General features: G+C 68.1%; 21 protein-coding genes, 2 tRNA genes and 1 riboswitch. Of the genes, 8 read left to right on the top strand and 15 right to left on the bottom strand.

The window, feature by feature from the left end:
* Positions 1-20: 20 nt before the first annotated feature.
* The 7 genes from ASPU41_RS11995 to ASPU41_RS11965 form a co-directional block, all read right to left on the bottom strand.
* Positions 21-93: transfer RNA gene (locus ASPU41_RS11995), tRNA-Asn, on the bottom strand.
* A 135-nt stretch (positions 94-228) separates the two neighbouring features.
* A tRNA-Asn gene (locus ASPU41_RS11990) sits at positions 229-301 on the bottom strand.
* A gap of 79 nt (positions 302-380) precedes the next feature.
* Positions 381-2,342, bottom strand: a complete 1,962-nt coding sequence (dnaG, locus tag ASPU41_RS11985; protein WP_069951105.1) for a DNA primase — start codon at positions 2,340-2,342, stop codon at positions 381-383.
* Between the two features lie 73 nt (positions 2,343-2,415).
* The gene (locus ASPU41_RS11980) at positions 2,416-3,726 is read right to left on the bottom strand and encodes a deoxyguanosinetriphosphate triphosphohydrolase (protein WP_069951104.1); all 1,311 of its coding nucleotides are present in this window, start codon (positions 3,724-3,726) and stop codon (positions 2,416-2,418) included.
* Positions 3,698-4,876 carry a tRNA dihydrouridine synthase DusB gene (gene dusB / locus ASPU41_RS11975; protein WP_069951103.1) on the bottom strand — a complete coding sequence of 393 codons (1,179 nt, stop codon included), beginning with the start codon at positions 4,874-4,876 and terminating at the stop codon, positions 3,698-3,700. Before dusB ends, ASPU41_RS11980 begins: the two co-directional genes overlap by 29 nt.
* 64 nt (positions 4,877-4,940) lie before the next feature.
* Positions 4,941-6,380 carry a YibE/F family protein gene (locus ASPU41_RS11970; RefSeq protein ID WP_069951102.1) on the bottom strand — a complete coding sequence of 480 codons (1,440 nt, stop codon included), beginning with the start codon at positions 6,378-6,380 and terminating at the stop codon, positions 4,941-4,943.
* Positions 6,381-6,521: 141 nt separating this feature from the next.
* On the bottom strand, positions 6,522-7,895 hold the full coding sequence (locus ASPU41_RS11965) for an FAD-binding oxidoreductase (RefSeq protein WP_069951101.1): 1,374 nt from the start codon (positions 7,893-7,895) through the stop codon (positions 6,522-6,524).
* 410 nt (positions 7,896-8,305) lie between these two features.
* Here ASPU41_RS11965 and ASPU41_RS11960 point away from each other — a divergent pair, with 410 nt between their 5' ends.
* From ASPU41_RS11960 to ASPU41_RS11945, 4 genes are all read left to right on the top strand, one after another.
* Positions 8,306-9,058, top strand: a complete 753-nt coding sequence (locus ASPU41_RS11960; RefSeq protein ID WP_069952663.1) for an alpha/beta hydrolase — start codon at positions 8,306-8,308, stop codon at positions 9,056-9,058.
* On the top strand, positions 9,058-9,900 hold the full coding sequence (locus ASPU41_RS11955) for a DUF1295 domain-containing protein (protein WP_069951100.1): 843 nt from the start codon (positions 9,058-9,060) through the stop codon (positions 9,898-9,900). Before ASPU41_RS11960 ends, ASPU41_RS11955 begins: the two co-directional genes overlap by 1 nt.
* A 1-nt stretch (position 9,901) precedes the next feature.
* The gene (locus ASPU41_RS11950) at positions 9,902-10,723 is read left to right on the top strand and encodes a lysophospholipid acyltransferase family protein (RefSeq protein WP_069952662.1); all 822 of its coding nucleotides are present in this window, start codon (positions 9,902-9,904) and stop codon (positions 10,721-10,723) included.
* Positions 10,724-10,796: 73 nt separating this feature from the next.
* Positions 10,797-12,245, top strand: coding sequence for a short-chain fatty acid transporter (locus ASPU41_RS11945; RefSeq protein WP_231941061.1), 1,449 nt, complete (start codon positions 10,797-10,799; stop codon positions 12,243-12,245).
* 73 nt (positions 12,246-12,318) lie between these two features.
* On the opposite strand, the gene ASPU41_RS11940 is transcribed toward ASPU41_RS11945, so the two are convergent.
* The 3 genes from ASPU41_RS11940 to ASPU41_RS11930 all read right to left on the bottom strand — a co-directional run bounded on the left by ASPU41_RS11940 (position 12,319) and on the right by ASPU41_RS11930 (position 15,926).
* Positions 12,319-13,323: a GNAT family N-acetyltransferase gene (locus tag ASPU41_RS11940; protein ID WP_069951098.1), complete on the bottom strand. Its 1,005-nt coding sequence runs from the start codon at positions 13,321-13,323 to the stop codon at positions 12,319-12,321.
* Between the two features lie 2 nt (positions 13,324-13,325).
* Positions 13,326-14,711, bottom strand: coding sequence for a glycine--tRNA ligase (locus tag ASPU41_RS11935; RefSeq protein ID WP_069951097.1), 1,386 nt, complete (start codon positions 14,709-14,711; stop codon positions 13,326-13,328).
* Between the two features lie 240 nt (positions 14,712-14,951).
* Positions 14,952-15,926 carry a DMT family transporter gene (locus ASPU41_RS11930; RefSeq protein WP_069951096.1) on the bottom strand — a complete coding sequence of 325 codons (975 nt, stop codon included), beginning with the start codon at positions 15,924-15,926 and terminating at the stop codon, positions 14,952-14,954.
* 33 nt (positions 15,927-15,959) lie between these two features.
* Between ASPU41_RS11930 and ASPU41_RS11925 the strand changes: the two genes are divergently transcribed.
* Entirely contained in the window at positions 15,960-16,196 is a 237-nt protein-coding gene (locus tag ASPU41_RS11925; protein ID WP_024366167.1) for an RNA-binding S4 domain-containing protein, read from the top strand.
* Between the two features lie 45 nt (positions 16,197-16,241).
* On the opposite strand, the gene ASPU41_RS11920 is transcribed toward ASPU41_RS11925, so the two are convergent.
* Complete coding sequence (locus ASPU41_RS11920; protein ID WP_069951095.1) at positions 16,242-16,892, bottom strand: alpha/beta hydrolase; 651 nt, start codon at positions 16,890-16,892, stop codon at positions 16,242-16,244.
* A 70-nt stretch (positions 16,893-16,962) separates the two neighbouring features.
* On the opposite strand from ASPU41_RS11920, the gene ASPU41_RS11915 reads away from it, so the two are divergent.
* Together ASPU41_RS11915 and ASPU41_RS11910 are read left to right on the top strand one after the other, a co-directional pair.
* Positions 16,963-17,838, top strand: coding sequence for an SGNH/GDSL hydrolase family protein (locus ASPU41_RS11915; RefSeq protein WP_069951094.1), 876 nt, complete (start codon positions 16,963-16,965; stop codon positions 17,836-17,838).
* 107 nt (positions 17,839-17,945) lie between these two features.
* Entirely contained in the window at positions 17,946-18,539 is a 594-nt protein-coding gene (locus ASPU41_RS11910; protein ID WP_069951093.1) for a hypothetical protein, read from the top strand.
* 101 nt (positions 18,540-18,640) lie between these two features.
* Here the strand turns inward: ASPU41_RS11910 and ASPU41_RS11905 are convergent, their stop codons facing one another.
* Together ASPU41_RS11905 and mmsB are read right to left on the bottom strand one after the other, a co-directional pair.
* Positions 18,641-20,125 carry a CoA-acylating methylmalonate-semialdehyde dehydrogenase gene (locus ASPU41_RS11905; protein WP_069951092.1) on the bottom strand — a complete coding sequence of 495 codons (1,485 nt, stop codon included), beginning with the start codon at positions 20,123-20,125 and terminating at the stop codon, positions 18,641-18,643.
* 66 nt (positions 20,126-20,191) lie between these two features.
* Positions 20,192-21,106 (bottom strand): 3-hydroxyisobutyrate dehydrogenase, encoded by a 915-nt coding sequence (gene mmsB / locus ASPU41_RS11900; RefSeq protein WP_069951091.1) that lies wholly within the window; start codon positions 21,104-21,106, stop codon positions 20,192-20,194.
* Between the two features lie 140 nt (positions 21,107-21,246).
* On the opposite strand from mmsB, the gene ASPU41_RS11895 reads away from it, so the two are divergent.
* Positions 21,247-22,179 (top strand): LysR family transcriptional regulator, encoded by a 933-nt coding sequence (locus ASPU41_RS11895; protein WP_231941060.1) that lies wholly within the window; start codon positions 21,247-21,249, stop codon positions 22,177-22,179.
* 159 nt (positions 22,180-22,338) lie between these two features.
* Here ASPU41_RS11895 and ASPU41_RS11890 read toward each other — a convergent pair whose 3' ends face one another.
* Both ASPU41_RS11890 and metX read right to left on the bottom strand, forming a co-directional pair.
* Positions 22,339-23,718: an MFS transporter gene (locus ASPU41_RS11890; protein WP_069951090.1), complete on the bottom strand. Its 1,380-nt coding sequence runs from the start codon at positions 23,716-23,718 to the stop codon at positions 22,339-22,341.
* 180 nt (positions 23,719-23,898) lie between these two features.
* Entirely contained in the window at positions 23,899-25,077 is a 1,179-nt protein-coding gene (metX, locus tag ASPU41_RS11885) for a homoserine O-acetyltransferase MetX (protein WP_083266485.1), read from the bottom strand.
* 11 nt (positions 25,078-25,088) lie between these two features.
* A riboswitch (SAM riboswitch) is annotated at positions 25,089-25,204 on the bottom strand.
* Positions 25,205-25,271: the final 67 nt, after the last annotated feature.

Genomic DNA, 25,271 nt, shown 5'->3' with positions numbered 1-25,271 from the left:
CCGGCCGCGGGACCCGTCCGCTCCTCCTGCTGGACTTGAACCAGCAACCCTTCGATTAACAGTCGAATGCTCTGCCAATTGAGCTAAGGAGGAATGAAGCAGGTATGACATTAGCAAAGGTTTTCCCGCTTAGGAAATCGGCCCGCCGCCCTCCCCTCGAATCCGCACGATACCCCCTCCGGGTACAAAAAAGTCCCCGTCCCGGTGACCCGGGACGGGGACTGCGCGCTCCTCCTGCTGGACTTGAACCAGCAACCCTTCGATTAACAGTCGAATGCTCTGCCAATTGAGCTAAGGAGGAATGAAGCGGATACAAGCCTAGCAAACACCCGGCCGGGAAGTGAAATTGCCCCCGGGCGGGACTGCCGGGCCCGGAACACTCAGGCCTCTGATCGCAGCGAACGCCGCTCCATCTCCAACTGCATCAGCTCGCGGTTCAGCCGCTGGAACTCCTCCGGGACGGCGGAAGCGTCCAGGCGCTGCAGCTGTCCCATCTTTTCAGCCTTGACCCGGGTGATCTGCAGTTCGAACAGCCGTGCGAGGATGTCCCGGCAGTAGCGCAGCGCGCCGTCGGCGGTGCTGGCCGGCAGCGGCACCACGGCAAGCTCCGATACAAGCGGGCGAAGCGGCTCGGGAACCTCCTGCAGCAGCTGTTCCACCCAGCGCACCGGATCACCCGCGAACGCCAGCCCGGTGGCCCGGATGGCCTCGTGGATGGCCAGGTAGGCCGGCGTCGAGAACCTCGCATCGGAGAAACGCTGCCAGGTCTCCCCTTCCAGCATCACCGGCTGCTGCAGGGCGACCTCCAGGGCCTGCCGTTCCATCGCGGCCACGGGGTCGCGCGGGTCCGGGCGGTTGAAGGACTGCAGCGCGGCCGACGGCGGCAGGGGCGCCACCCCCGGGGCCGATCCCCCGCCGGTCACTGAAACGTATCCTGGGCCCGTGCCGCGGCCGGGGCCGTTGCCCTGCGCCTGGTACTGGCCGGTGCCGGACCCGCCCGCCTGCGGCTGGGCCGCCCGCTTGGCCGCGGCACCGACCGCGCGGCTGACTTCCTCGACCGGCATGCCCAGCCAACCGGACAGCTCCCGGACGTAGCCGGGACGAATCGCGGCGTCGCGGATCTGCGCGACGACCGGGGCGGATTCCCGCAGGGCGGCGATCCTGCCCTCAACCGTGTCCAGATTGTGGCGTTTCAGCGCGGCGCGGATGGCGAATTCAAACAGCGGGCGCCGGGTGCCGATCAGGTCCCGCACGGCGGCGTCTCCCTTGGACTGACGCAGCTCACAGGGGTCCGCCCCGTTGGGCTCCACGGCAACATAGGTCTGCGCCACGAAGCGCTGGTCCTCCTCGAAGGCCCGCAGGGCCGCTTTCTGGCCGGCGGCGTCGCCGTCGAAGGTGAAGATGACTTCGCCGCCGCTGCCGTCGTCGGAAAGCAGCCGGCGGGCGATCTTGATGTGCTCGGTCCCGAACGCCGTGCCGCAGGTGGCGACCGCCGTCGTGATCCCGGCGAGGTGGCAGGCCATCACATCGGTGTAGCCCTCCACGACGACGATCTGGCGGTCCTTGGCGATGTTGCGCTTAGCGAGGTCGATCCCGTAGAGGACCTGCGACTTCTTGTACAGCGTGGTCTCGGGGGTGTTCAGGTATTTGGGGCCCTGGTCGTCCTCGTAGAGCTTGCGGGCACCGAACCCGATGGTTTCCCCGGCAATGTCGCGGATTGGCCAGATCAGCCGGCCGCGGAAACGGTCGTAAATCCCCCGGCCGCCTTCGGAGAACATCCCCGTGAGCTTCAGTTCGGGGTCGGTGTAGCCCTTCCCGCGAAGGTGCTTGAGCAGCGAGTCCCAGCCCTGCGGGGCGTACCCGACGCCGAACTGGTCGGCTGCGGCACGGTCGAAGCCGCGGTCATGCAGGAAGTTGCGGCCTTCGGTGGCTCCCGGGGTCAGCAGCTGGGCACGGAAGAACTCGTCCGCGACCTTGTGGGCGTCGAGCAGACGCTGCCGCCGGCCGACCTCCTCGCGGTTCGGGCCGGAGCCGCCGTCCTCGTACCGGAGCTCGAAGCCGATCCGGGAGGCCAGTTTTTCCACGGCCTCATGGAACGTCGTGTGGTCCAGTTTCTGCACGAAGGAGATGACGTCGCCGTCCTCGCCGCATCCGAAGCAGTGGTAACGGCCCACCTGGGGACGGACGGTGAATGAGGGCGAACGTTCGTCATGGAAGGGGCAGAGACCTTTGTAGGAGCCCAGTCCGGCGACCTTGAGCGTTACGTAGCCGTCGACAACTTCCTTGATGTCCGTGCGCTGGCGTACTTCGTCGATGTCTTCGCGTTTGATCAGGCCTGCCACAGTGCCATCCTAGTACCGCGCCCCGACAGGAAGAGCGCAAAGCCGGACACTGCGGGCAACGTCACGGGGCCTGTCACCACAGCGACGGGAGGCTGCCCACGAGCCGCTCGTACATGGCCAGCGCGGAGCCGTCGGTCAGGGACGCGACCTGGTCGATCACGACACGCAGCCGCGCGCCGTCGTCCGCCGCGTCGCGCCAGTCGGCTGCGAACATCGGCTCCAGATGGCGGTCCCCGGTGGCGCTGAGGGCGGTGACGAGGGCGTGGAGGACCTCCCGCTGGCGCTCGTAGATGGGCCGCCGGTGCTCGGTGGTCATCACGAAGGTGGTGGCCAGGCCCTTCATCACGGCGATTTCCATCACGGTTTCGTCCGGCACGATCAGCTCCGCGTTGTAGCGGGTCAGGTTCTCCGGGCCGTAGACCGCGCGGGTGGACGCCAGTGCACTCTGGCAGAACCGGCCGATCAGCTGGCTGGTCATGTCCTTGAGCGCTGCCATCGATTTGCGGCTGCCGTCGGCCTCGCGGACCCACACGCTGGTGGCTTCCAGCCGGGCGAGGGCGGCGTCAATCGCGGCGGGGTCGTTGCGCGGCAGGTACCACTGCCTGGCATAGCCGACAACGCGGGCGCGGTGGTCCGGGTTGTCCATCCAGCGCAGCTGGAAGTGCCCGGCGACGATTGCGTCCTCGACGTCGTGCACGGAGTAGGAGATGTCGTCGGCGAGGTCCATGACCTGCGCTTCGAGGCAGGAGCGCCGGTCCGGGGCGTCCTCGCGGATCCAGCCGAAGATCGGCAGGTCGTCCTCGTAGGCGCCGAACTTGCTGGTCCGCTCACCGTGGATGATGGGGGCGTTCTCGGCCGACCACGGGTACTTCGCGGCGGCGTCGAGGCTGGCGCGGGTGAGGTTGAGCCCGGCGGGGCGCCCGTCGGGGGCAAGGACCTTGGGCTCCAGCCGGGTCAGCAGCCGCAGGGTCTGGGCGTTGCCTTCGAAGCCGCCGATTGCGTGGGCGACCTCGTTCAGGGCCGATTCGCCGTTGTGGCCAAACGGCGGGTGGCCAAGGTCATGGCTGAGGCAGGCGGTGTCCACGACGTCGGGGTCGCAGCCCAGGGCGCGGCCGAGCTCGCGGCCCACCTGGGCCACCTCGAGGCTGTGGGTGAGGCGGGTGCGGACGAAGTCGTCGGTGTCGGGGGCCACGACCTGGGTCTTGGCCCCGAGCCGGCGCAGGGCCGAGGAGTGCAGCACCCTTGCACGGTCGCGTTCGAAGTCGGAGCGGTACGTGGACTTGGGCGGCTCCTCCACCCAGCGGGCGGTGTCGCGGGCCACATAGCCGTCCAGCACCGGGGCGGTGGTCCTGGTTTCAGCCACCGGACACGTCCAGTTCCGCATGGCAGATCTCGCGTGACTGCTCGGCGTCCATGTTGCGGTCCAGCAGCCAGTCCTTGGGCAGGGCCACCTTCTTTGGCGAGCCCGCACGGCCGCGGGGGCCTTCGGCGTCCCCTCCGGGGTACGGCGAATCCAGGTCCAGCTGGTCCAGGGTCCCGCGGAGCACTTCCAGGCTGGTCACCATCGCCAGTTTGGTCCGCAGCTCGCCGCCGACCACGTAGCCCTTGAAGTACCAGGCCATGTGCTTGCGGATTTCACGCAGCGCCTTGCCCTCGTCGCCGAAGGTCTCGACCATCAGCTCGGCGTGGCGGTAGACGCTCTCTGCGACCTTTCGCAGGTCCGGCGTGTGCCGCTCCTGGCTGCCTTCGAAGGCTGCCATGAGGTCGCCGAACAGCCACGGGCGCCCCTGGCAGCCGCGGCCCACCACAACACCGTCGACTCCGGTCTCCCGGACCATGCGGATGGCGTCTTCGGCGGACCAGATGTCGCCGTTGCCGAGGACCGGGACGTCCGGCAGGGCCTCGCGCAGCCGCGCAATCGCGGACCAGTCGGCCTGGCCGGAATAGAACTGCGCCGTGGTGCGGCCATGGAGGGCAACGGCGGCGACCCCGGAATCGCGGGCGATCCGGCCGGCGTCGAGGTAGGTGAGGTGGTCCTCGTCAATGCCCTTGCGCATCTTGATGGTCAGCGGGATGTTGCCCTTGGAGGCTTCCTTGACCGCGGTCCGGACGATCGAGGTGAACAGGTCGATCTTCCAGGGCAGGGCGGACCCGCCGCCCCGCCGGGTCACCTTGGGCACGGGGCAGCCGAAGTTAAGATCGATGTGGTCCGCGCGGTCTTCCTCGACGAGCATCCGGACGGCCTGGCCGACGGTGACGGGGTCCACGCCGTAAAGCTGGACGGACCGGACCTTTTCGTCGTCGTCGTGGGCAATGATGCGCAGCGATTCCGGAGTGCGCTCCACGAGGGCGCGGGAGGTGACCATCTCCGCGACGTACAGTCCGCCGCCGTATTCACGGCAGAGCCTGCGGAACGCGGAGTTGGTAATGCCCGCCATCGGAGCGAGGATCACGGGGGTGTCCACCGTGAGGGGGCCTAGCTTCAGGGGCGGGAGTTCCAGCTTGGGGGCGGGAGGGGTAGCTACAACAGTCACCCGTTCATTGTCTCAAAGCCGGGCAAATCGGCCCGACCGGCGCCTGCTATGTGGAAACCCGACGTCAGTCCCGTGCGGCGGCCCGGCGCCCCCGCCGCCCTGCCGGCGCCTTGTCGAAGGCACCGGCGGGGTCGACGGCATCGCCCTCCGGCTCCCGGCCGGCGTCGTCCGGGATAGTGCCGGCCGGGGCACTGACCGGGGCGCTGACCGGTGCCGCGGCACCGGGCCGGCGGACGGCGTTCCCGGCGCCGGCGGCCTTCATTCCTGTTGCTTTGACCACCAGGACGGCGATCAGCGTGGTGACCGGGATCGCCAGGACCAGGCCGACGGAGCCCACGAGCGTGCGGATCACTTCCTCGGACAGCTCGGCACTGGTCAGTGCGTCGCCCAGCGGCCGCTCGTAGAGCATCACCAGGATCAGCACCGGCAGGGCGGCCCCGGCATAGGCGAACGCAATGGTGTAGACGGTGGAGGCGATGTGGTCCCGGCCGATCCGCATGGCGGAAGTGAAGAGCTGGCGGGCGGACGTCCCGGGGGCCAGTTCCCAGAGTTCCCACACGGCCGAGGACTGGGTGATGGTGACGTCGTTCAGGACACCCAGCCCGGAGATGATGAGGCCGCACAGGATGATGCCGGAGATGGAGATGTTGCCCGAGATGTTCGCGAGGGTGGCGGAATCGTGGCTGCCGACCCCGGCGAGGTTGGCGGCGTCGGTGGCCCAGGCCGCCAGCAGCGCGGTTATGGCCAGGCCGAACATGGTGCCGAGCAGCGCCGTCGAGGTCCGGGCGGAGAAGCCGTGGGCGAAGTACAGCACGCCGATCATGATCACCGTGGAGCCCACCAGCGCCAGCAGCAGCGGCGGCTTGCCCTCCACCAGTCCCGGAAGCATAAAGGACACCAGCACGCCGTATGCCCCGACGAGTCCGATCAGCGCCCGCAGCCCGCGCCAGCGCGCCACCGCGATCACGACGACGGCGTAGAGCACCGCCAGGAAGATGATCGGCAGGGTCCGGACAAAGTCCACGAAGATATAGGCGGGTGTGCCCTGGGCTTCGACGCTCTGGGCCTTGGAGAGGTTCAGGTAGCGGATGTTGTCGCCGGCCTTCACGCCGTGGGATTTGGCGACGTCGGGGTTGATGACCACCTTGACGGGGTTGCCGCCCTTGTCCGGGTCGGTGAACGCGAACGTGCATTCGGACCCCTGTTGCGGTGCCGCGCCCGGACCGGTCTGTTCCGGCGCGACGGCGTCCATGCAGCTGCCGGTGACAACGCGCTGGATCTTCCCGGTGTCGAACGTGACTCCCGGCGCGGCCGCGTAAGGGCTGGCCAGGGTGATCCCCTCTTTGCTGCCCGAGGGCCACAGCAGCGCCATCGCCACGAGCGTCAACAGCGTCAGCGGGATCAGGATGGCGGCCAGGATGAGGTTGGCTTTCTTCCGCGCGGCGAGCGCCTGGGGCGTCGGTGCCGTGTGTCCTTGCGGGGTGTGTGAATGTCCGGCGCCCATCAGCAGTTCAACCTCATGCCGAAGACTTTACGGCGTTTCGCGGCGCCGTTATGACCGGGCAGGCGGCGGGTGCAGATATGACGCACGACGTCGGGGCGGGCGGCGGTGTCCTCCGGCGCCCGCCCTGATCACCCGGTGCGGTCAGGCAGGGGTGATGTTCTGGTTGACGTGGAAGAGGTTCTGCGGATCGTACTTGGCTTTGACCTCCCGCAGGCGCTTGTAGTTCGGCCCGTAGCTCTCCGCGACTCCGGGCAGATCATCGCCGTCCATGAAATTGATGTAGCTACCCGGCGCCGAGTAGGGGCGCAGGGCGGCTGCGAACTCCCGTACCCAGGCGATGTTTGCTTCGTTGTCCGCGGGATCACTCCACATTCCCGCGATCACCGGTGCGAACTTGACCGTCCGGTGCGGGAACGCCGTGTCCGTGACTGCCACCCGCTGCACTGCACCATCGAGTGGGTGAATGTGCACGGCGGTCTCCACGCTGGGAACTCGGCTCCCGTATTGGAGGTGGGCGTTGATGGCACCGTCATTAAGATCCGTCAGGAAAGCCGTTTTCCAGTATCCTTGCAGCCCCTTGGGCAGCAGGGCGTCGAAGGCCTGGTTCAGGGCCGGGTAGGGCATCGGCCCCACCATGGATCCGGCCACCGGCGCGACGCCGAGGAACGGCTGCCAGCGGGCGGATCCCTCGGCCGGGTCGCCGGTCCACATCCCCACCACCACGCACACCGGCTTCCCGTGCCACTCCCCGGGCAGGAACGGCACCGGGGGCCCGAGGGCGAAGCCCAGGAAGGCTCCCAGCTCTTCGGGCAAGGACGGCAAGTGGTCCCGATAGAACTTTGCCACCGTTTCAGCATGCTCCAGGGGGTAGACGACGATGCCGGCGTGGACCATGTCCACGGGATGCAGCCGGTATTCCAGCGAGGTCACAACGCCGAAGTTCCCCCCGCCGCCGCGCAGCGCCCAGAAGAGATCGTTGTTTTCACTTTCACTGGCCGTCAGGAACTTCCCCTCTGCCGTTACGACGTCGGCCGAGAGGAGATTGTCGCAGCTGAGCCCGTATTTGCGGCTCAGATAACCGATGCCCCCGCCGAGGGTGAGCCCTGCGACTCCGGTCGTACCAACGATTCCGCCGGGGGTCGCGAGCCCGAAGGCGTGCGTGGCGTGGTTGAAGTCAGCCCACGTTGCGCCCGCTTCGGCCCTCGCCGTGTTATGTGCCGGATCGACCCGGACGCCGGTGGTGTTGACGAAGTCGATGACCAGCGCGTCATCCCAGGTGCCAAAGCCCGGGGCGCTGTGCCCTCCCCCGCGGATGGCCAGGTCCAGGGAGTTGTCCCGGGCGAAGTTGACGCTGGCAATGACATCGGCCACCTGGGATACCCGGACCACGGCGGCCGGTTTTTTGTCGATCATCCCGTTGTAAACTGCACGCGCGGCGTCGTAGTCTTCGTCGTCCGGGGTGATGACCCGCCCGCGGACCTGCCCGCGCAGGCTGTCAAAACTGTTTCCGTTCATTTTGTGTACCGTCTCATTTTCTGTATCGGGGAAAATGTGTCATGAGACCCGATCCGGACGGTGGCCCGTGCTCCCAGCCGGCAGGAGTCCGGAGATTTACCAGCACAGGCCTACTCTTCCGGCCCTGCTCCGTCAAGAGCATCCGGTTCCTGCCCGGGCCCCGGGCCGCGCAGCCGCGGGGCCCGGGCCGAGCAGCCGCGGCAGGGAACCCGCGGCCGCGGCAATCCGCCATCCCATCCTTGGGCGGCGCCGCTCCGAATGGTCAGTGGGCATGTCCCGGGAACCGGGGGAAGCCCCGCCGGCCAGCAGGACAGCGGATCAGCCGCAGACCCTGAGTTGCGGGCCTTGAACTGCGGGCACAGCGCCCTATGGTTGGAATGGACAGACAAGATCGAGGAGACGGCGTGGCCATACGGAAGATAGACGACCGCGACGCTGGCACGGAAGGTCCCGGCGCGGCGGCCCGGGCCGTGCTGAGCATCGTCCGGGCCAGCGGGGAAACCCGCGGAGTGGCCCTGGTCCTGCACGGCGGGCGGTCCAAAAGCTACGAATCCGTCCGCGGCGGGCACCTGAGTCCCGCGCGGATGCTGCCGTTCGCCCGCGCCCTCCGAAGCGGCGGCGGGTCCCACGGGCTGGCCGTCTGGACGCTCCGGAACCGCTACCGTGGCTGGAACGGAACGGACATGTCCCCCGTTCAGGACGCCCGCTGGGCGCTCTCCCACATCAGCCGCGAACACCCCGGCGTCCCCATTTTTCTCCTCGGCCACTCGATGGGCGGCCTGACCGCACTCTGCGTCGCGGACCACCCGGAGGTGCAGGCCGTCGTCGCGCTCGCGCCCTGGCTCGATGCCCGAACCCCGGTGGAGCCCGTGGCTGGCCGGCGGATCCTGATTGTCCACGGCACCGAGGACCGCTGGACCAGTCCCGCGGACTCGCTCGCCTACGCCCGCCGGGCCGACGGCGTCGCGGGGTCCGTGGACTACGTCGCCCTCAAGGGCGCCGGACACTTCATGTTCCGCCGGGTGGGGCTGTGGAACTCGCTGGCCACAGGCTTTATCCTCGATTCCTTCGCCGGCAGCGCGGGACGTGATCTGCGGGGCAGCCCGGAAAGCTTCCGCAGCCTCCTTCCCGCCTCCGGCGCCAGCCTGCCGGTGGTGCTGTGATGCCGGAGTTCCCGACCGGCGCCTTCCTGGCCAGCCTCCCCTCGGTGGCGGCGGGCCTGGTGCTGCTGCTGGCCCTGACCTTCGCCGTTGCCGTCCGCCAGAGCCGCCACTCGGTCATCGACACCGTCTGGGGCCTCGGATTCGTCGTCGTGGCCGCGATTTCCTGGCTGCTATCGGCCGGACACGGCGGCGACGGCCGCCGTCTGCTGATGCTGGCGCTCGTGGCGGTCTGGGGCATCCGGCTCGCCCTCCACATCGGCGTCCGGGCCCGCGGCGGCCACGAGGATCCGCGCTACGTGGACCTGCTCTCCTCCGCCCCCGGCTCCCGCAACATCTATGCACTGCGCAAGGTCTACCTGCCCCAGGGCGTGATCCTGTTCTTCGTCTCGCTCACCGTCCAGGTGGGGATGTTCAGCACCGGAAGCCTGGGCTGGCTGGCCTGGCTGGGTGTGCTGCTCTGGGTCGTGGGCTTCGTCTTCGAGACGGTCGGCGACTGGCAGCTGGAGCAGTTCAAGGCCGATCCTGCCCGACGCGGCACCGTGCTCAACACCGGGCTCTGGCGCTACACCCGCCACCCGAACTACTTCGGCGACGCCGCCGTCTGGACCGGGCTCTTCCTCGTCGCCGCAGAGTCCTGGCCCGGGGTCCTGACCGTCCTCTCCCCCGCCCTGATGATCTGGCTGCTCGCCGGGAAGTCCGGCAAACCGCTGACCGAAAAGGCCATGTCCGCCCGCCCCGGTTACCGGGAGTACGTGGAATCCACCTCGGGTTTCCTGCCGCTGCCGCCCCGCCGGCCGCGTGGCGCCGGACGGGCGGGCGGACAGCAGCCGGGCGGGCGCTGACATGCCCTGGCAGCCCCGGCACAATGACCGCTTCTATCGCGTGATTGTCCGCACCGGACTGGCGCTGTGCCGGCTGTTCCAGATCCGGGTCATCGTCACCGGCCAGGAGCACCTTCCGCCGCCCCTCATAGATGCCCCGCACAGCCCGTCCCGCCGTGCGTCGGGCGGGGGCGCCGTCGTCGCGATCACGCATTTCGGCTACCTCGACTTCGCCTTCGCCGAACTGCTGCTGTGGCGGCACACCAGGGTCCAGATGCGATTTTTGGTCACCCAGGGGGCGGCCGATCACTGGTTTGCCGGGCCCGCGGTCAGCGCCGCCGGGCACGTCGTGGTGGGGTATGAGACCGGCTCCCACGCCTATGACGCGGCCGTGCAGAAACTCCGCGAGGGCGAATACATCGCGATCCTGCCGGAGGCCGGCGTCAGCCGCAGTTTCCGGGTGCGCGAATGCAGGACCGGTGCCGTGCGGATGGCAGCCGAGGCCGGCGTGCCCGTAATCCCCGTCTCCATCTGGGGTTCCCACCGGCTGATGACCCGCCGGCACGGATTCTCCCCGGCCCGCGCCTGGCGCGCCCCGGTCCGGATCCACGTCGGCGGACCGGTGCTGGTTGGACCCTCCGAGGATGCCCGGCGGGCCACCGAAGCGCTGCGCGGGACCCTTCAGGCCGGGATCGACGCCTGCATCGCGGACTTCCCCCTGGAGCCGGGACCGGGCGCGTGGTGGATGCCGGCGGAGCTGGGCGGCGGGGCACCCACCGAGGAGGAACGGCAGCAGCTGGATGAGGCCGAGGGCCCGCGGCGCGCAGGCGGCCGGCGCCGATAAGCCCGGTTTCCGCGACGGTCGTCACTAAACTCCATCGGGTACAAAATCGCACTCAATGGAGAGGTACTCCTCTGTGGCAAACACAGTCCTGACGAAAAGCGGAATCGGCGAGGAACGCGGTCTCGCCCGCATAGCCCAACGGATGGCGGCGTGGACCGAGAAATGGTTCCCGGACGCCTACATCTTCGCCCTGGCCGGCGTCATGATCATCGCTGTGGCGGCCCTGGCCATCGGCGCTTCGCCCCAGTCGATCGCCGATTCCTTCGGCAACGGGTTCTGGGACCTGACCGCTTTCACCCTGCAGATGGCCATGGTGGTGCTGACCGGCTACGTCGTGGCCACCTCCCCGCCCGTGGCCAAGCTGATCAACCGGCTGGCCCTCATCCCGGCGACCGCACGCACCGCGGTGAGCTTCGTGGCGCTGATGTCCATGTCGGTGTCCTTCCTCAACTGGGGCCTCAGCCTCATCTTCGGCGGCCTGCTGGCCCGCGCCATCGCCCGCCGCAAGGACCTGACCGTGGACTACCGCGCGCTCGGCGCCGCAGCGTTCATGGGCCTCGGTGCCGTCTGGGCGCTGGGCCTGTCCTCCTCGGCGGCGCAGCTGCAGGCCACCGCGGCCTCGCTGCCGCCGGCCCTGCTGAAGATCACCGGCATCCTGGACTTCGGAACCACGATCTTCACCTGGCAGTCACTGCTCACCCTGGCCATCCTGATGGCGCTCACCACGGTGATCGCGCACTTCTCGGCGCCCCAGGGCGGGGCCATCCGCACAGCGGAGGATCTCGGTGTCGACCTTGACGACGAACCGAGCGAATCGGAGCCGCGCTCGCGCCCGGGCGAATGGCTCGAATACAGCATGATCCTGCCCATCCTGGCCGGTATCCTGACGCTCGGCTGGCTGGTCTCGCAGTTCCTGACCAAGCCCTTCCTGACCGTGGTGAGCAGCCTCAACGGTTATCTGCTGGTCTTCCTGATCCTGGGCCTGGTGCTGCACGGCACGCCGCGGAAGTTCCTGCAGGCCGTCACCAAGGCCGTGCCGGCGACGGCGGGCATCCTGGTCCAGTTCCCGCTGTACGCCGCGATGGCCGCGATCCTGACCAAAGCCACCGGCCACGGCGGGATGACCATCTCCGCTCATCTGGCCGAGTTCTTCACGCAGATCGGCAGCGGCGGCGGGTTCGCCGTCGTGATTGCGCTGTACACCGCCCTGCTGGGCCTGCTGGTCCCCTCGGGCGGCGGCAAGTGGCTGGTCGAGGCGCCGTATGTGATGCAGTCGGCCACCGATGTGCAGATGAACCTCGGCTGGACGGTGCAGATCTACAACATCGCCGAAGCCCTGCCGAACCTGATCAACCCGTTCTTTATGCTGCCGCTGCTGGCGGTGCTCAGGCTGCGGGCCCGGGACCTGGTCGGCTTCACGTTCCTGCAGTTCGTCTTCCACCTGCCGGTGGTGCTGCTGCTCGTCTGGCTCCTCGGAATGACGTTCGATTTTGTTCCGCCGGTCATGCCGCCGGGCAAATAGCCCTCAACCGTACGCAGCCTTAAACGCAACTGACCCGCAGTAGTGAACTACTGCGGGTCAGCTGCGTTTTGGCCTAGGCCGGGTCGGCGACGACCAGGGTTTCGGCGCCCTGAAGGCGGGCTTTGCCGCTCTCCAGCAGGGGCTCCACGACGGCGCGCAGCGCCACCATCGAGTCGTCCAGTTCCAGCACCACCGGGTGCTGGAACGCAACCAGCGCCAGCAGGTCCCGGACAGCGGCCTGCGCCTCATCCGCCGGGAGCTTGGGCTCGTGGCCCAGGAACACGTCGGTGGGCTGGCCGGAGCCGGCCGTTCCCCTGCCCGCGGCGTCCACTGCCGGGGCAAGTTCCGCGTAGCTGATGGCGAAGGCCTGGAGCGGGCCCTTCCTGCTGGCCGGCACCCCGTGGCCGAAGGCGCTGGCCTTGGGGGCCCGGAGCACGATCGCGCCGTGGGCTCCGCTGAGTTCGTCCAAAAACAGCCGCTGGACCGTGGCGATGCTGAGCTCGCCCGGGCTGTCCCAGCCGTGAACGGCCGTGTAGTACCGGCCCACGACGTCGCTGAGCTCCACCGAGCCGGTCGCAAGGTCCTCGATCTGCTCGGAGGCGGCAGCCTCCGAACCGTCGCCGAAGACGGGGAGCCTGAGCGCCCCCGGTTCGACGACGACAAGCCGGGAACGCTGGATCGGGGCCAGGCCCGCCGCCTCGGCGAAGGCCGCGCCGGGGGTGCCCGGCTCCACCTTGGTCCGGAGCCGGGAAACGCCCGACGGCGACTGCGCGGCTTCGTGCCGCAGCATGGTCAGCAGCGTGGAGCCGACGCCGGTGCGGCGGTGGAGCCGGTCGACCTCGATGTAGGCCCACAGCCGTTCCGGGTGCAGCGAGGCCTCGTGGACCACGCCGGCCGCAACCGGGATGGCCACGCCGTCGACGACATCCTCGGCCACGATGCAGCGGCGCCAGGGCGCGTTGCCCGAGGGTGCCAGGGTGCCGCGGAACTGGCGGGCCTGCTCGGTTTCCGGTCCGCCCCAGATTTCGAGCAGTGCGAGGTCATCCCCGTCGCGCCATTCACGGTATGCGATCGCCACGATCAGGCGCCGATCAGCCGTGCGGCCAGGTAGCCCTCCACCTTGTCCAGGGAGACGCGTTCCTGGCTCATGGTGTCGCGTTCGCGGATCGTGACGGCCTGGTCGTCCAGGGTTTCGAAGTCCACGGTGATGCAGAACGGGGTGCCGATTTCGTCCTGGCGGCGGTAGCGGCGGCCGATGGCGCCGGCGTCGTCGAACTCGATGTTCCAGTTCTTGCGCAGCTGCGCCGCGAGGTCCCTGGCCTTCGGGGACAGGTCCTCGTTGCGGCTCAGCGGCAGCACGGCGGCCTTGACCGGGGCCAGGCGCGGATCGAGCTTGAGCACGGTGCGGATGTCGACGCCGCCCTTGGCGTTGGGCGCCTCGTCCTCGGTGTAGGCGTCGATCATAAACGCCATAAAGGAACGGGTGAGGCCGGCCGCCGGTTCAATCACATACGGGATGTAGCGCTCGTTGGTGGCCTGGTTGAAGTAGCTCAGGTCCTGGCCGGAGGCCTTGGAGTGCGTGGAGAGGTCGAAGTCGGTGCGGTTGGCGATGCCCTCGAGCTCGCCCCACTCGGAGCCGTGGAAACCGAAACGGTATTCGATGTCCGTGGTGCCCTTGGAGTAGTGGCTGAGCTTCTCCAGCGGGTGCTCAAAGAAGCGGAGGTTGTCTTCCCGGATGCCGAGGCCGGTGTACCAGGACATCCGCTCCTTCATCCAGTACTGGTGCCACTGCTCGTCGGTGCCGGGCTCGACGAAGAATTCCATCTCCATCTGCTCGAACTCGCGGGTGCGGAAAATGAAGTTGCCCGGGGTGATCTCGTTGCGGAAGGACTTGCCGATCTGGCCGATGCCGAACGGGGGCTTCTTGCGGGAGGTGGTGAGCACGTTGCTGAAGTTGACGAAGATGCCCTGGGCCGTCTCCGGGCGAAGGTAGTGCAGGCCCTCCTCATTGGCCACCGGGCCGAGGTAGGTCTTGAGCAGGCCGGAGAACTCCTGGGGTTCGGTCCATTCGCCGCGGGTGCCGCAGTTGGCGCAGGCGATGTCCTTCAGGCCGTTCTCGGCGGGACGGCCCTTTTTCTCCTCGTACTCTTCCTCGAGGTGGTCGGCGCGGTAGCGCTTGTGGCAGGACAGGCACTCGACCAGCGGGTCGGAGAACACGTCGACGTGGCCGGACGCTTCCCAGACCTGGCGGGGCAGGATGACGGAGGAATCCAGGCCGACGACATCCTCACGGCCGCGGACCACGGACTGCCACCACTGGCGCTTGATGTTTTCCTTGAGCTCGGCGCCCAGGGGCCCGTAGTCCCAGGCAGAACGCGAGCCACCATAGATTTCACCGGCCTGAAATACGAAACCCCGGCGCTTGGCGAGGGAAATGATCTGGTCGAGGACGGATTTTGCTGCCATGGGAACTCCACTTTCTACAGGGCCGCTGGGTGCGGTCCGCGGTTTCAGCCCCGGAACCCCGGCTGGTTGCCGGACGGGGCACTGCTAAAACGCAAGACGTAAACACGAAAAACAGCACGCACACAACAAACAGCAGTGGCTCGATGTTGGCGGTGCGGGAAGCTGCGCCTCCTAGCCTACCGGCCTGTCGGCTCCGGGCGCCGCCAGTTCACGGTGCCGCCGGCCGCAGGCGGGCCTGCGTCAGCGTCCCCGCTCCAGGGCGCCCCTGGGCCAGGGCAGGCTCGCGAGCACGATCGCGGCAAGGGTCAGCAGGGTTCCGAGCACGGTGGGCAATGCCACCACGGTGCCGGGGGCCGGGAATGCGACGTCCAGTCCCAGGGAGCCGAGCAGCTGGCCCGCGATCATGCCCAGCCCCGTCACCAGCACGCCCAGGCTGCGGACCAGCAGGGCTCCGACACCGATAAAAACACAACCCAGCGGCCCGCCAAGGTAGAACCACCACTCCGCAGGCAGCGGGCTGCCCGGTCCAGCGACGGCGATCTTGACCAGCCACGCGGCCCAGAGCACGACCGCGCCGGCGATGAAGTTCATCAGGGTTGCGGCGATGGGCGTGCCGTAGTGCACCGCGGCGGTGCCGTTCATGGCCTGTTGGAAGCTCATCAGGAAACCGGCCAGGACCGGGAGGAGCAGCGGAACCAGCAGCTCCCCCGGCCCCGAACCGGCCCCGGAGAAGCGCGGCGACACGGCCCAGGCGACGGCGGCGACGGTCAGGATGCTGCCGAGCACCCGGATGCCGGTGACGGATCTCTTTCCGGCCGGCCCGATCCCCAGCCGGTCCACGAGCAGCCCGCTGATGGTCTGCCCGGTCACGGTCGCGACGGTGAACAGGGCGACCCCCAGCAGACCGACGGTGAAGGACTGTGCGAACACGAAGAACCCGCCGATGCAGCCGGCCAGGACGTAATAGGGCGGGAACTGGCGCTCCCGGACGGCCGGCAGGATCCGCGCCAGGCCGGCGCGGCCTTTCGGCAGTGCCAGCGATATCGCGATCATCACCACCAGGCCGGTGGTGAAACTCACCACAGCGGCGGCGATTCCGTCCTCGAGCGCCGCCCCCAGGGCGCCGTTGATCCTGCCCTGGATGGGCATGAGCAGCCCCGCTGCCACCGCGAGCGGCAGCCCGGCGAGGAACGGTAGCCGGGGCGTGTGCGTCATTGCTGTCACCTTACGTCAGGCATCATTGCTTGTATGAGCAACCCGGAAATTGAAGAGATCCCCATCCGCGACGACATGATCCGGCTCGGCCAGCTGTTGAAGCTTGCCAGCCTGGTCGAGGACGGTGTGGAGGCAGCGGAACTGATCAAGGGCGGGCTCGTGAAGGTCAACGGCGAGATCGACGAGCGCCGCGGCCGCCAGCTCCACCACGGCGACACCGTCACCGTGAACGGCCGGACCGTGCGGATCAGCACCCCCGCCGGAGCCTAGCCTCCCCGCCGGTCGCCGGGCGGAGTGCCGCCCGGCGCCGTGATCCTACTTGTTCAGCACCCCATGGGTGAGGAACTCGGACACGTGCCCGATTTCCTGCTGGTTGATGCCGTGCCACATCCCCGTGTAGAGGACCTTGGTGAGCTTCACATGCTTGCGCACCCAGCCCATGGTGAACTCGATCTTGTCGGGCGTGATCACCGGGTCCTGCTGGTCGCGGCCCCAGAACATCGGCACCGTCCCGTCCAGTTCGGCGTCGCGGAAGCTGGGGTCCCCGCCGTGGTCCACGGCAAAACCTGACAGCCCGACGACGGCGGCGTAGTCCGCGGGCCGCCGCCGCAGCAGGGTGGTGGCCAGGGCCATCCCCATCGAAAAGCCCAGCAGTGTCACGGACGGGTGGTTCGGCCGGACCGAGTCGAGCCAGTCCTCCACATAGGCGGCGGCGTCCGTGACGGCCTCGAGGGAGTACTCCACCGACGCGGTCAGCGGGAACCAGGTAAACCCCGCATCGGAGACCAGCGGGGCGCGCACCGAGGCCACCGCGAATTCCTTCGGCAGCAGGTCCGCCAGGCTCAGGAGGTCCTGTTCGTTGGCGCCGTAGCCGTGCAGCAGGACCAGGAGCGGCTTGCCGGCGCGCTCCTCCTCGGGCTTGGACCACAGGACAACGGGGGCGGGGAAGGCAGGGGCATGAGTCATGGCTCCATTCTTACAGTTACCCGAAGGTAACAACTTACGGTGGCGTAGCTTTGCACGAAGAGTGCACGATATGAAGGTGAGTGAAACCGAAGCCATGGAGAATGCACCTGACCGCGCCGTCACCCACCCCTGGACCCGCTATGCGGCCATGGGGGACTCCTTTACGGAAGGCATCGGTGATCCCGAGCCTGCGAGTCCAGGGGGGCACCGGGGCTGGGCGGACCGGGTGGCCGAGGAGCTCAGCCGCGGCCACGAGGACTTTGCCTATGCCAACCTCGCTGTCCGGGGCCGCCTTCTGCAGCAGATCGTGGACCAGCAGCTGGCCCACTGCCTGTCCCTCCGGCCCGATCTTGTGACGCTGTCCGCCGGCGGGAACGATTTGATCCGCCCTGGCGGGGATCCCGATGCCCTGGCCGAGAAGCTGGATTCGGTGGTGCAGATCCTGAGCCTGGCGGGCGCCACGGTGGTCCTGTTCAACGGTCCGGACACCGGCTCCTCCGTGCTGGGCCGGGTGCGCAGCAAGGTGGCCATCTTCAACGAGAACCTCCGCACCATCGCGGCCCGCCACGACGCCGTTATTGCGGACATGTGGTCGCTGCGGCAGCTCAGCGATCCGCAGATGTGGGATGCGGACCGCCTGCACTTCTCGCCGCTGGGCCACCACACGATCGCGGCCATGGTGCTGGATTCCCTCAACGTCGACCACACCCTGGAACCGCTCTCCCCCAAGCCCCTGCCCCAGCGCAGCTGGCGGCAGGCACGGTCCGGAGACCTGGTCTGGGCGCGCGAACACTTCGTGCCGTGGGTGGTCCGCCGGCTCCGGAACCGTTCCTCCGGCGACGGTGTCACGGCCAAGCGTCCCCTCCCGGGCCCGGTCTTCGGCCCCGGGATGCCGCTCGGTTCGGGCGAGGGGCCACCCGGCGCCGAGGAGCCTGTGCGCTCCTGAACCGGCGCCGCCCGGGCACACGCCCCCGGCCCCCCCGGGCACCGGGGGCACGGCGGGCCGGGTGCGGGCGTTAAGCTGGAAGAACACTTCCTGAGAGGCCCGGTACCGTGAACAGTCTGTTTTTTTGGATCATCGTTTTGTCATTCCTGATCCCGATGGCGATGCGCTACTACAAGAAGTCGGTGCGCGGCCGGAACCGGAACCAGGGCATGCCCGGCGGCTTCCCGGACCAGTTCGGGCAGTTCCCCGGAGACACTCCCGGAGGCGGTGCGGGGCAGTACCCGGGCCAGCAGAGCAAGCAGCCGCGTGACGGTTTCACCCAGCGCGACTACTACGGGGCTTTCGGCCAGCTCGGCGCCCCGCAGCAGCCCGCGCCGCCGGCAGACCAGCCGTACCCCGGCCAGCCCTACCCCGGCCAGCAGGGCTACCAGCCCCCGGTCCCGTACGAGGACAGCCCGGGCTACCCCGGCAATCAGCCCCAGCCGTTCCGGCAGCCGGACGCGCAGCAGTTCAACGGCGGACAGCCCAACGCCCCGCAGTCCGGCTCCCGGCAGCCGTCGGGCCCGGCGGTGCCCCCGCCGCCGTCGGCCCCGCAGGGCTTCCGGGCCCGCAAGCTCGCGGAACTGGACCAGCGCTACAGCGAGGGCGAGCTCTCCATGGAGGACTACATGGCCCAGCGTGCGGAGATCATGAAGGGCTAAAACCCCCTCAACAAACAAACGCGGGGTCACTTCGCGCCCAAGATCCGGTACCGGATGGGCGCGATGTGACCCCGCGTTGTTTTGTTTTGGTGCGGGGGCGGTCAGTCGACCTGGGGGAAGCCGAGGTCGATCACCGAGGTGGACGGATCCGGCCAGCGGGTGGTGACGACCTTGCCGCGGGTGTAGAAGCGGATGCTCTCCGGGCCGTACATGTGGGTGTCGCCGAAGAGTGAGTTCTTCCAGCCGCCGAAGGAGAACGTTCCCACCGGCACCGGGATCGGCACGTTGACGCCCACCATGCCGGCCTCGACGTCGAACTCGAACTGCCGCGCGGCGCCGCCGTCGCGGGTGAAGATTGCCACACCGTTGCCGAACTCGTTGTCATTGACCAGCTTGACGGCGTCGGCGTAGGTCTCGACGCGGACCACGGAGAGGACCGGGCCGAAGATCTCGTCGTCGTAGACCTTCATGCCGGGCTTGACGTGGTCCACCAGGCTGACGCCGATGAAGAAGCCGTTGGAATCGAACTTCTGCTCCCGGCCGTCCACCACCACGGTGGCGCCCTCGTTGGCGGCGCCGGCGACGTAGGAGGCGACCTTGGCGCGGTGCTCGGCGGTGATGAGCGGGCCCATCTGGGAGGACGGGTCGGTGCCGGGGCCGATCGTCAGCGTGCGCATCCGGGTGGTGATCGCGTTGACCAGCTCATCGGCGATGTTCCCGACGGCGACCAGGACGCTGACGGCCATGCAGCGCTCGCCGGCGGAGCCGTAGGCCGCGGAGACCGCCGCGTCGGCTGCCATGTCCAGGTCCGCATCCGGCAGGACCACCATGTGGTTCTTGGCGCCGCCCAAGGCCTGCACGCGCTTGCCGTGGTCCGCGGCGCGCCGGTAGATGGACTGGGCGATCGGCGTGGAGCCGACGAAGCTGATGGCCTTGACGTCCGGGTTTTCGAGGAGCACGTCGACGGCTTCCTTGTCGCCGTGGACGACGTTGAGGACACCGGCGGGCAAGCCGGCCTCGGCGAAGACCTGCGCGATGAAGAGGGCCGAGGACGGGTCCTTTTCGCTGGGCTTGAGCAGCACGGTGTTGCCGCAGGCCAGGGCGCTGCCGATCATCCACAACGGCACCATGGCCGGGAAGTTGAACGGCGTGATGCAGGCGACGACACCGACCGGCTGACGCACGGAGTGGACGTCGACGCCGCCGGCCACCTGCTCGGAGCGCTCACCCTTCAGCGCGTGGGACAGTCCGGTGGCGAATTCGATGTTCTCCAGGCCGCGGGTGATCTCGCCCTCGGCGTCTGAGAGGACCTTGCCGTGTTCGCTGGTCAGCAGGGCGGCCAGTTCGGGGCGGCGCTGCATAAGCAGTTCACGGACCTTGAAGAAAATGTTGGTGCGCTTGGCGAGGCTGGTGGCGCGCCAGCCGGGCAGGGCGGCCTTGGCGGCACGGATGGCCTCCTCGACGCGGTCGGCGGAGGCCAGGGCGACCTCTTTTTCCTGCTCGCCGGTGGCGGGGTTGAAGACGGGGCCGTAGCGCTCGGCGTCGGAAATCAGGGCGCCGTTGATGAAGTGCGGAATGCGTTCCATGGGTGGGTCTCTTTCGTGGGGAGCTGTTCGGGGCCGCTGGGTGCGGGAGTTATGCGGGGAGGACGGTTACTGGGCGTCTGCCGAGCCGGTGTCGAGGGTGCCGTCGACCAGCTTGACGATCGCGGAGCAGTCCATGCCGGCCTTGCCGGAGTCGATGAGGCGCTGGAAGAGCTGCTGGACGTGCTCGCCGATTTCCAGCGGGGTACCGGTGTCCCGTGCCGCGCTGATGGCGAGCCCGATGTCCTTGTTGGCCAGCTCGGTGGTGAAGGTCGGGGCGAAGTCGTTGTTGGAGGCCGCGGTGGGGACCACGCCGGCGACCGGGTACCAGGTGCGCAGCGCCCAGCTGTCGCCGGAGGAGACGGACGCGATGTCCCAGAAGACCTGCTTGTCCAGTCCGAGCCGGTCCGCCAGCACGGCGCCTTCCGCCGTGGAGGCCAGGTTGATGAAGAGCATGAGGTTGTTGCAGATTTTCGCCGCCTGGCCGGTGGTGGGACCCCCGGTGGGGATGATGTTGGCGGCCATCGGTTTGATGTATTCGGTGGCCTCGGCCACGGCCCCGGCTTCGCCGCCGATCATGAAGGTCAGGGTGGCCGCCTTCGCGCCGCTCATGCCGCCCGAGACCGGGGCATCGACGAAGCGGAAGCCGGCGGCAGCCGCGGCGTCGTGCAGGGCCTGGGCGGAGGCGATGTCGATCGTGGAGGAGTCCACCAGCAGGGTCCGGGTGTCCGCGTGGGCCAGGACCCCGTCCTCGCCCAGGTAGACAGCGCGGGCATGCTCGCCCTTGGGGAGCATGGTGAAGACGACGTCGGCTCCGTTGACGGCGTCGGCGATGCTGCCCGCCGGCTTTACGCCGCCTGCCTCTGCGGCGGCAAGGGCCTCGGCGTTGAGGTCGAAGCCGCGTACCTCGTGGCCGGCCTTGGCGAGGTTCACAGACATGGACCCGCCCATGTTCCCCAGTCCGATCCAAGCGATTACTGCCATGGCATAAGCTCCTTTGCTTTGCGTCGTGCTTTGGTTGTTCGAATGGCCCGGCCAATCACCGGACGTTCCGTGTCAAGCATCACACCCTGTTACAGTGCAATCAAGGCAAAAAACTACAGATGGCATGTGCATGGATGCACATGCTCGGATTCGGAGGGGTCATCATGGACTTACGGCGGCTTCCCAGTCCGGATGACCTGCTCATCCTGCTGACGGTGGCCCGGCTCGGCAGGTTCAACGCCGTCGCCGAAGCCCTCGGCACCACCCACACCACCATCTCCCGCCGGATCCTGGCGCTGGACAAACAGCTGGGCGGGCGCACCCTGGAGCGGAGCCCGCACGGTTGGGAACTGACGGACCTTGGCAGCGAGGCTGTGGCTGCCGCCGAAGCCATCGAGGGGACCCTCGGTGCGCTCACGAACCGGATCGCCCGGTCCGAGGACGTGATTTCGGGCCTGGTCAGGATCAGCACACCCGACGGCTTCGGCGCCGAGTTCGTTGCGCCGGCACTCGTCCGGCTGCAGCGGGCCCATCCGTTGCTGAACGTTGAAATGCTCAGCGCCACGCGCAAGGTCAGCCAGAACCGCTCCGGGGTGGATCTCGAAGTGGTGGTCGGAAATCTGGAAAACGTCAGCAATGCGCAGACCATCTTTCTGTCCAACTATTTTCTCCGGCTGTATGCCAGTCCGCAGTACGTCGGCGAACGTGGGCTGCCGGTGACGCTCGACGACGTCCGGCAGCACGGCTTTGTCTCGTATGTGGAGTCGGCGCTGCAGGTCGCCGAACTCGGCCACCGCTCCACCCAGCTTCCCGTCCCGCGCTCCAGCTTCCAGGCCACCAGCATCTTTGCCCAGCTGGAGGCGGTCCGCCGGGGTGCAGGAATCGGCCTGCTGCCCAACTTCCTGGTGGTCGGCGACCCCGGCTTCGTCGCCGTGCTGCCGGACGACTTCCAGCGGCAGCTCCCGATCTGGGCGGTGGCACGCGCTGAATCGTTGCGTTCGGCCGCGGTGCAGGCGGTGCTCGGGGCGATCCGGACGGAGATTTCCGCCCGCCAGGCGGATCTGGCCGGCTGAGCCGTCATGGCGCGCTGAGCTGTCCAGAGGGGCTTGGCCGTACAGGCAGGCTGAGACGCTTCAACGGCAACAGCCCTGGCCCCGCACTGCGGGACCCGGGCTGTTGCTGTCGCTTCGTCGCTGCTCCTGGCAGCGACTTTGTGAGGGTTCCTTCTTGCTTTACTTCTTGGCGGCGGCGAGGAGGTCCGCGGTGCCCTGGGCATCCGCGGCGTCGACGTCGTGCAGGGAGATACCGCGGGTTTCCTTGAGCATAACGACCGCGAAGACGGTCACAAGACAGGCACCGAGCAGGTAGATGGCCACCGGGGTGGAGGACTTGAACTGGCTCAGCAGCGCCGTGGCGATGATCGGAGCCAGCGAACCAGCCACAATGGAGGTCACCTGGTAGCCGAGCGAGACGCCCGAGTAACGCATCCGGGTCGGGAACATCTCAGCCATGATGGCCGGCTGGCCGGCGTACATCAGGGCGTGGAAGAGCAGGCCGATGGTGATGGCCGCGAGGATGATGAGGTCGTTCTTGGTGTCCATCATCGGGAAGGCGAAGAAGCCCCAGGTGCCGCCAAGGATGGCGCCGGCCATGTAGACGGGCTTGCGGCCGTAGGCGTCGGAGAGCTTGCCGACCATCGGAACCGCGCAGAAGTGGATGAAGTGCGCCACGAGCAGCAGGAGCAGGATGCGCGAGGTATCCGTCTGGACCACGATCTTCAGGTACGTGATGGAGAACGTGACCACCAGATAGTAGAGGATGTTCTCCGCGAAGCGCAGGCCCATGGCGGTGAAGACGCCGCGCGGGTAGCGGCGGAAGACTTCGGCGACGCCGTAGCCCTTGTTCTCGACGGTGACTTCCTTGCGGGCCTCCAGGAAGATCGGGGCGTCCTGGACCTTGGTGCGGATGTAGTAGCCGACGATGACGATCACGGCGGAGAGCCAGAAGGCTACACGCCAGCCCCAACTGAGGAATTCGGCCGCGGAAAGCAGTGAGGAGAGCGCGAACAGCACGCCGGTGGCGAGCAGGTTGCCCATCGGGACCGCGGACTGCGGCCAGGAGGACCAGAAGCCGCGGGACTTGCTGGGGCTGTGCTCGGCCACGAGGAGGACGGCGCCGCCCCATTCGCCGCCGACGGCGAAGCCCTGGACGAAGCGCAGGAAGACCAGCAGGGCCGGTGCCCAGTAGCCGATCTGCTGGAAGGTCGGGAGGCAGCCCATCGCGAAGGTGGAGACACCCACGAGGATGATGCTGAGCTGGAGGAGCTGCTTGCGGCCGAACTTGTCACCGAAGTGCCCGAAGACGATGCCACCGATCGGGCGGGCAACGAAGCCGACTGCGTAGGTGACGAAGGCGGCAATAATGCCGTCCAGTTCGGTGCCGGAGTTCGGGAAGAACAACTTGCCGAAGACCAGGGTGGCTGCGGAGGCGTAGAGGAAGAACTCATACCATTCGACAACGGTGCCGGCCATCGAGGCCGTTACTACCTTCTTCAGGCCTGAAGACTTGACGTCTTCTTCTTCGGGGCGCCTGGCGGCGTTTTGCGTACTCATTTCGACTCCTTCGGTGTCTCCGTCGACACCCTATGGACCTCTGGGCAATGGACGCCTGTGATTTGCGACACGCGGCGTCATTCTCAATGAGTATGGACGCTCAGGCCCGGGGCCTCAACCGCCATTAGTGCAGAGCCCATCTGCAAAAATGCACACCGGGGGCGGTTTTAGCTCGAAGGGCTAGCCGAAGAAGTGCTGCCGGAGCTGGTTGTTGAGCTGGCCGATCTCGGTCAGGAAGCCGTCGTGTCCGATCGGCGCCTCGATGGTGTGCACTGCCACTTCCCCCGGCAGGGCGTCGGCGAGCGCGTGGGACTGGGCCGGGAAGTACAGCCGGTCCGAGTCGACGGCCGCCACCAGGAACTCCGCCGTGGCCGGGGCGAGGGCCTCCGGGAGGAGGCCGCGGCCCCGGCTGATGTCATGGCTCATCAGTGCTTCGGTGATGGCGATGTAGCTGTTCGCATCGAAGCGGCGGACCAGTTTGTTGCCCTGGTGGTCGAGGTAGCTCTCCACCTGGTAGCGCCCGCGCCCGGCGAGGGATCCGGCTTCCAGCGGAGCCTCGGAGTCCTGGGCGTTCCGGCCGAACCGCCCGTCCAGCTCTGCGGCCGAGCGGTAGGTGATGTGCGCTATCCGCCGGGCCAGGGCCAGACCCGCTTCCGGTTCCGGACCGCCATAGTAATCCCCGCCCTTGAAGTTGGGATCCTGCCGGATGGCAAGGGTCTGGGCCTGCGCGAAGGCAATCTGTTCGGCGGTGCTGCTGGCCCCGACCGAAATCACGGCGCAGCGCTGGACCCGCTCCGGGTAGCTGACCGCCCACTCCAGCGCACGCGCCCCGCCCAGAGAACCGCCAAGCACGGCGAACCAGCGGCGGATGCCCAGGGCGTCCGCCAGCCTGGCTTCGGCTTCGGTCGTGTCCCGCAGGGTGACGAGCGGGAACCGTGAGCCCCAGGGCTTTCCGTCGGGTGCCGTGGTCGAGGGTCCGGTGGAGCCGTAGCAGCCGCCCAGGATGTTGATCGAAACCACAAAATACTTGTCCGTGTCCACCGGCGCGCCGGGGCCGGCGAGCTGCTCCCACCAGCCGGGCTCCTCGCTGGCGCCCCGCGTGACATGGGTGTCCCCCGTCAGGGCGTGTTCAATCAGCACCGCGTTGGAGCGGTCCGCATTAAGGGTCCCCCAGGTCTCGTAGCCGAGGGTGACGTCCGGCAGCCGGGCGCCGGATTCGAGCTCCAGGTCGCCGATCCGGAGGTACCGGACGGTTCCATCCGGCACGGCGCCGTCCGGGGCAGCTTCATCCGCGACGGGGGCATGGGTGTGGGAGGTCTTGCTTACGGGTACACCCTGGCGGGTGGCGGCAATTGTCATATGAGGACCTAACTTCGCGCTTGCCCACCGTCAGCTGACCGGCAGGCCAGGTCTTCACCCGGGGCACCCCGCCGCAAAAGGAGGGTTGCCGGCCAGCAAGCCGGGGCTGTCGCTGGCACTCATGACCTTTACTGAGTCTACGAAATGCGGCGGCCAGGTGGCGAAGATTGTGACGCCCGTATGACTCCCCGCGT

Origin of the sequence: Arthrobacter sp. U41 (genome assembly GCF_001750145.1) — a bacterium.
Classification (GTDB): domain Bacteria; phylum Actinomycetota; class Actinomycetes; order Actinomycetales; family Micrococcaceae; genus Arthrobacter.
Note: the sequence above shows the minus strand (reverse complement) of the source record. Positions and strands in the feature narration are given on the sequence as shown.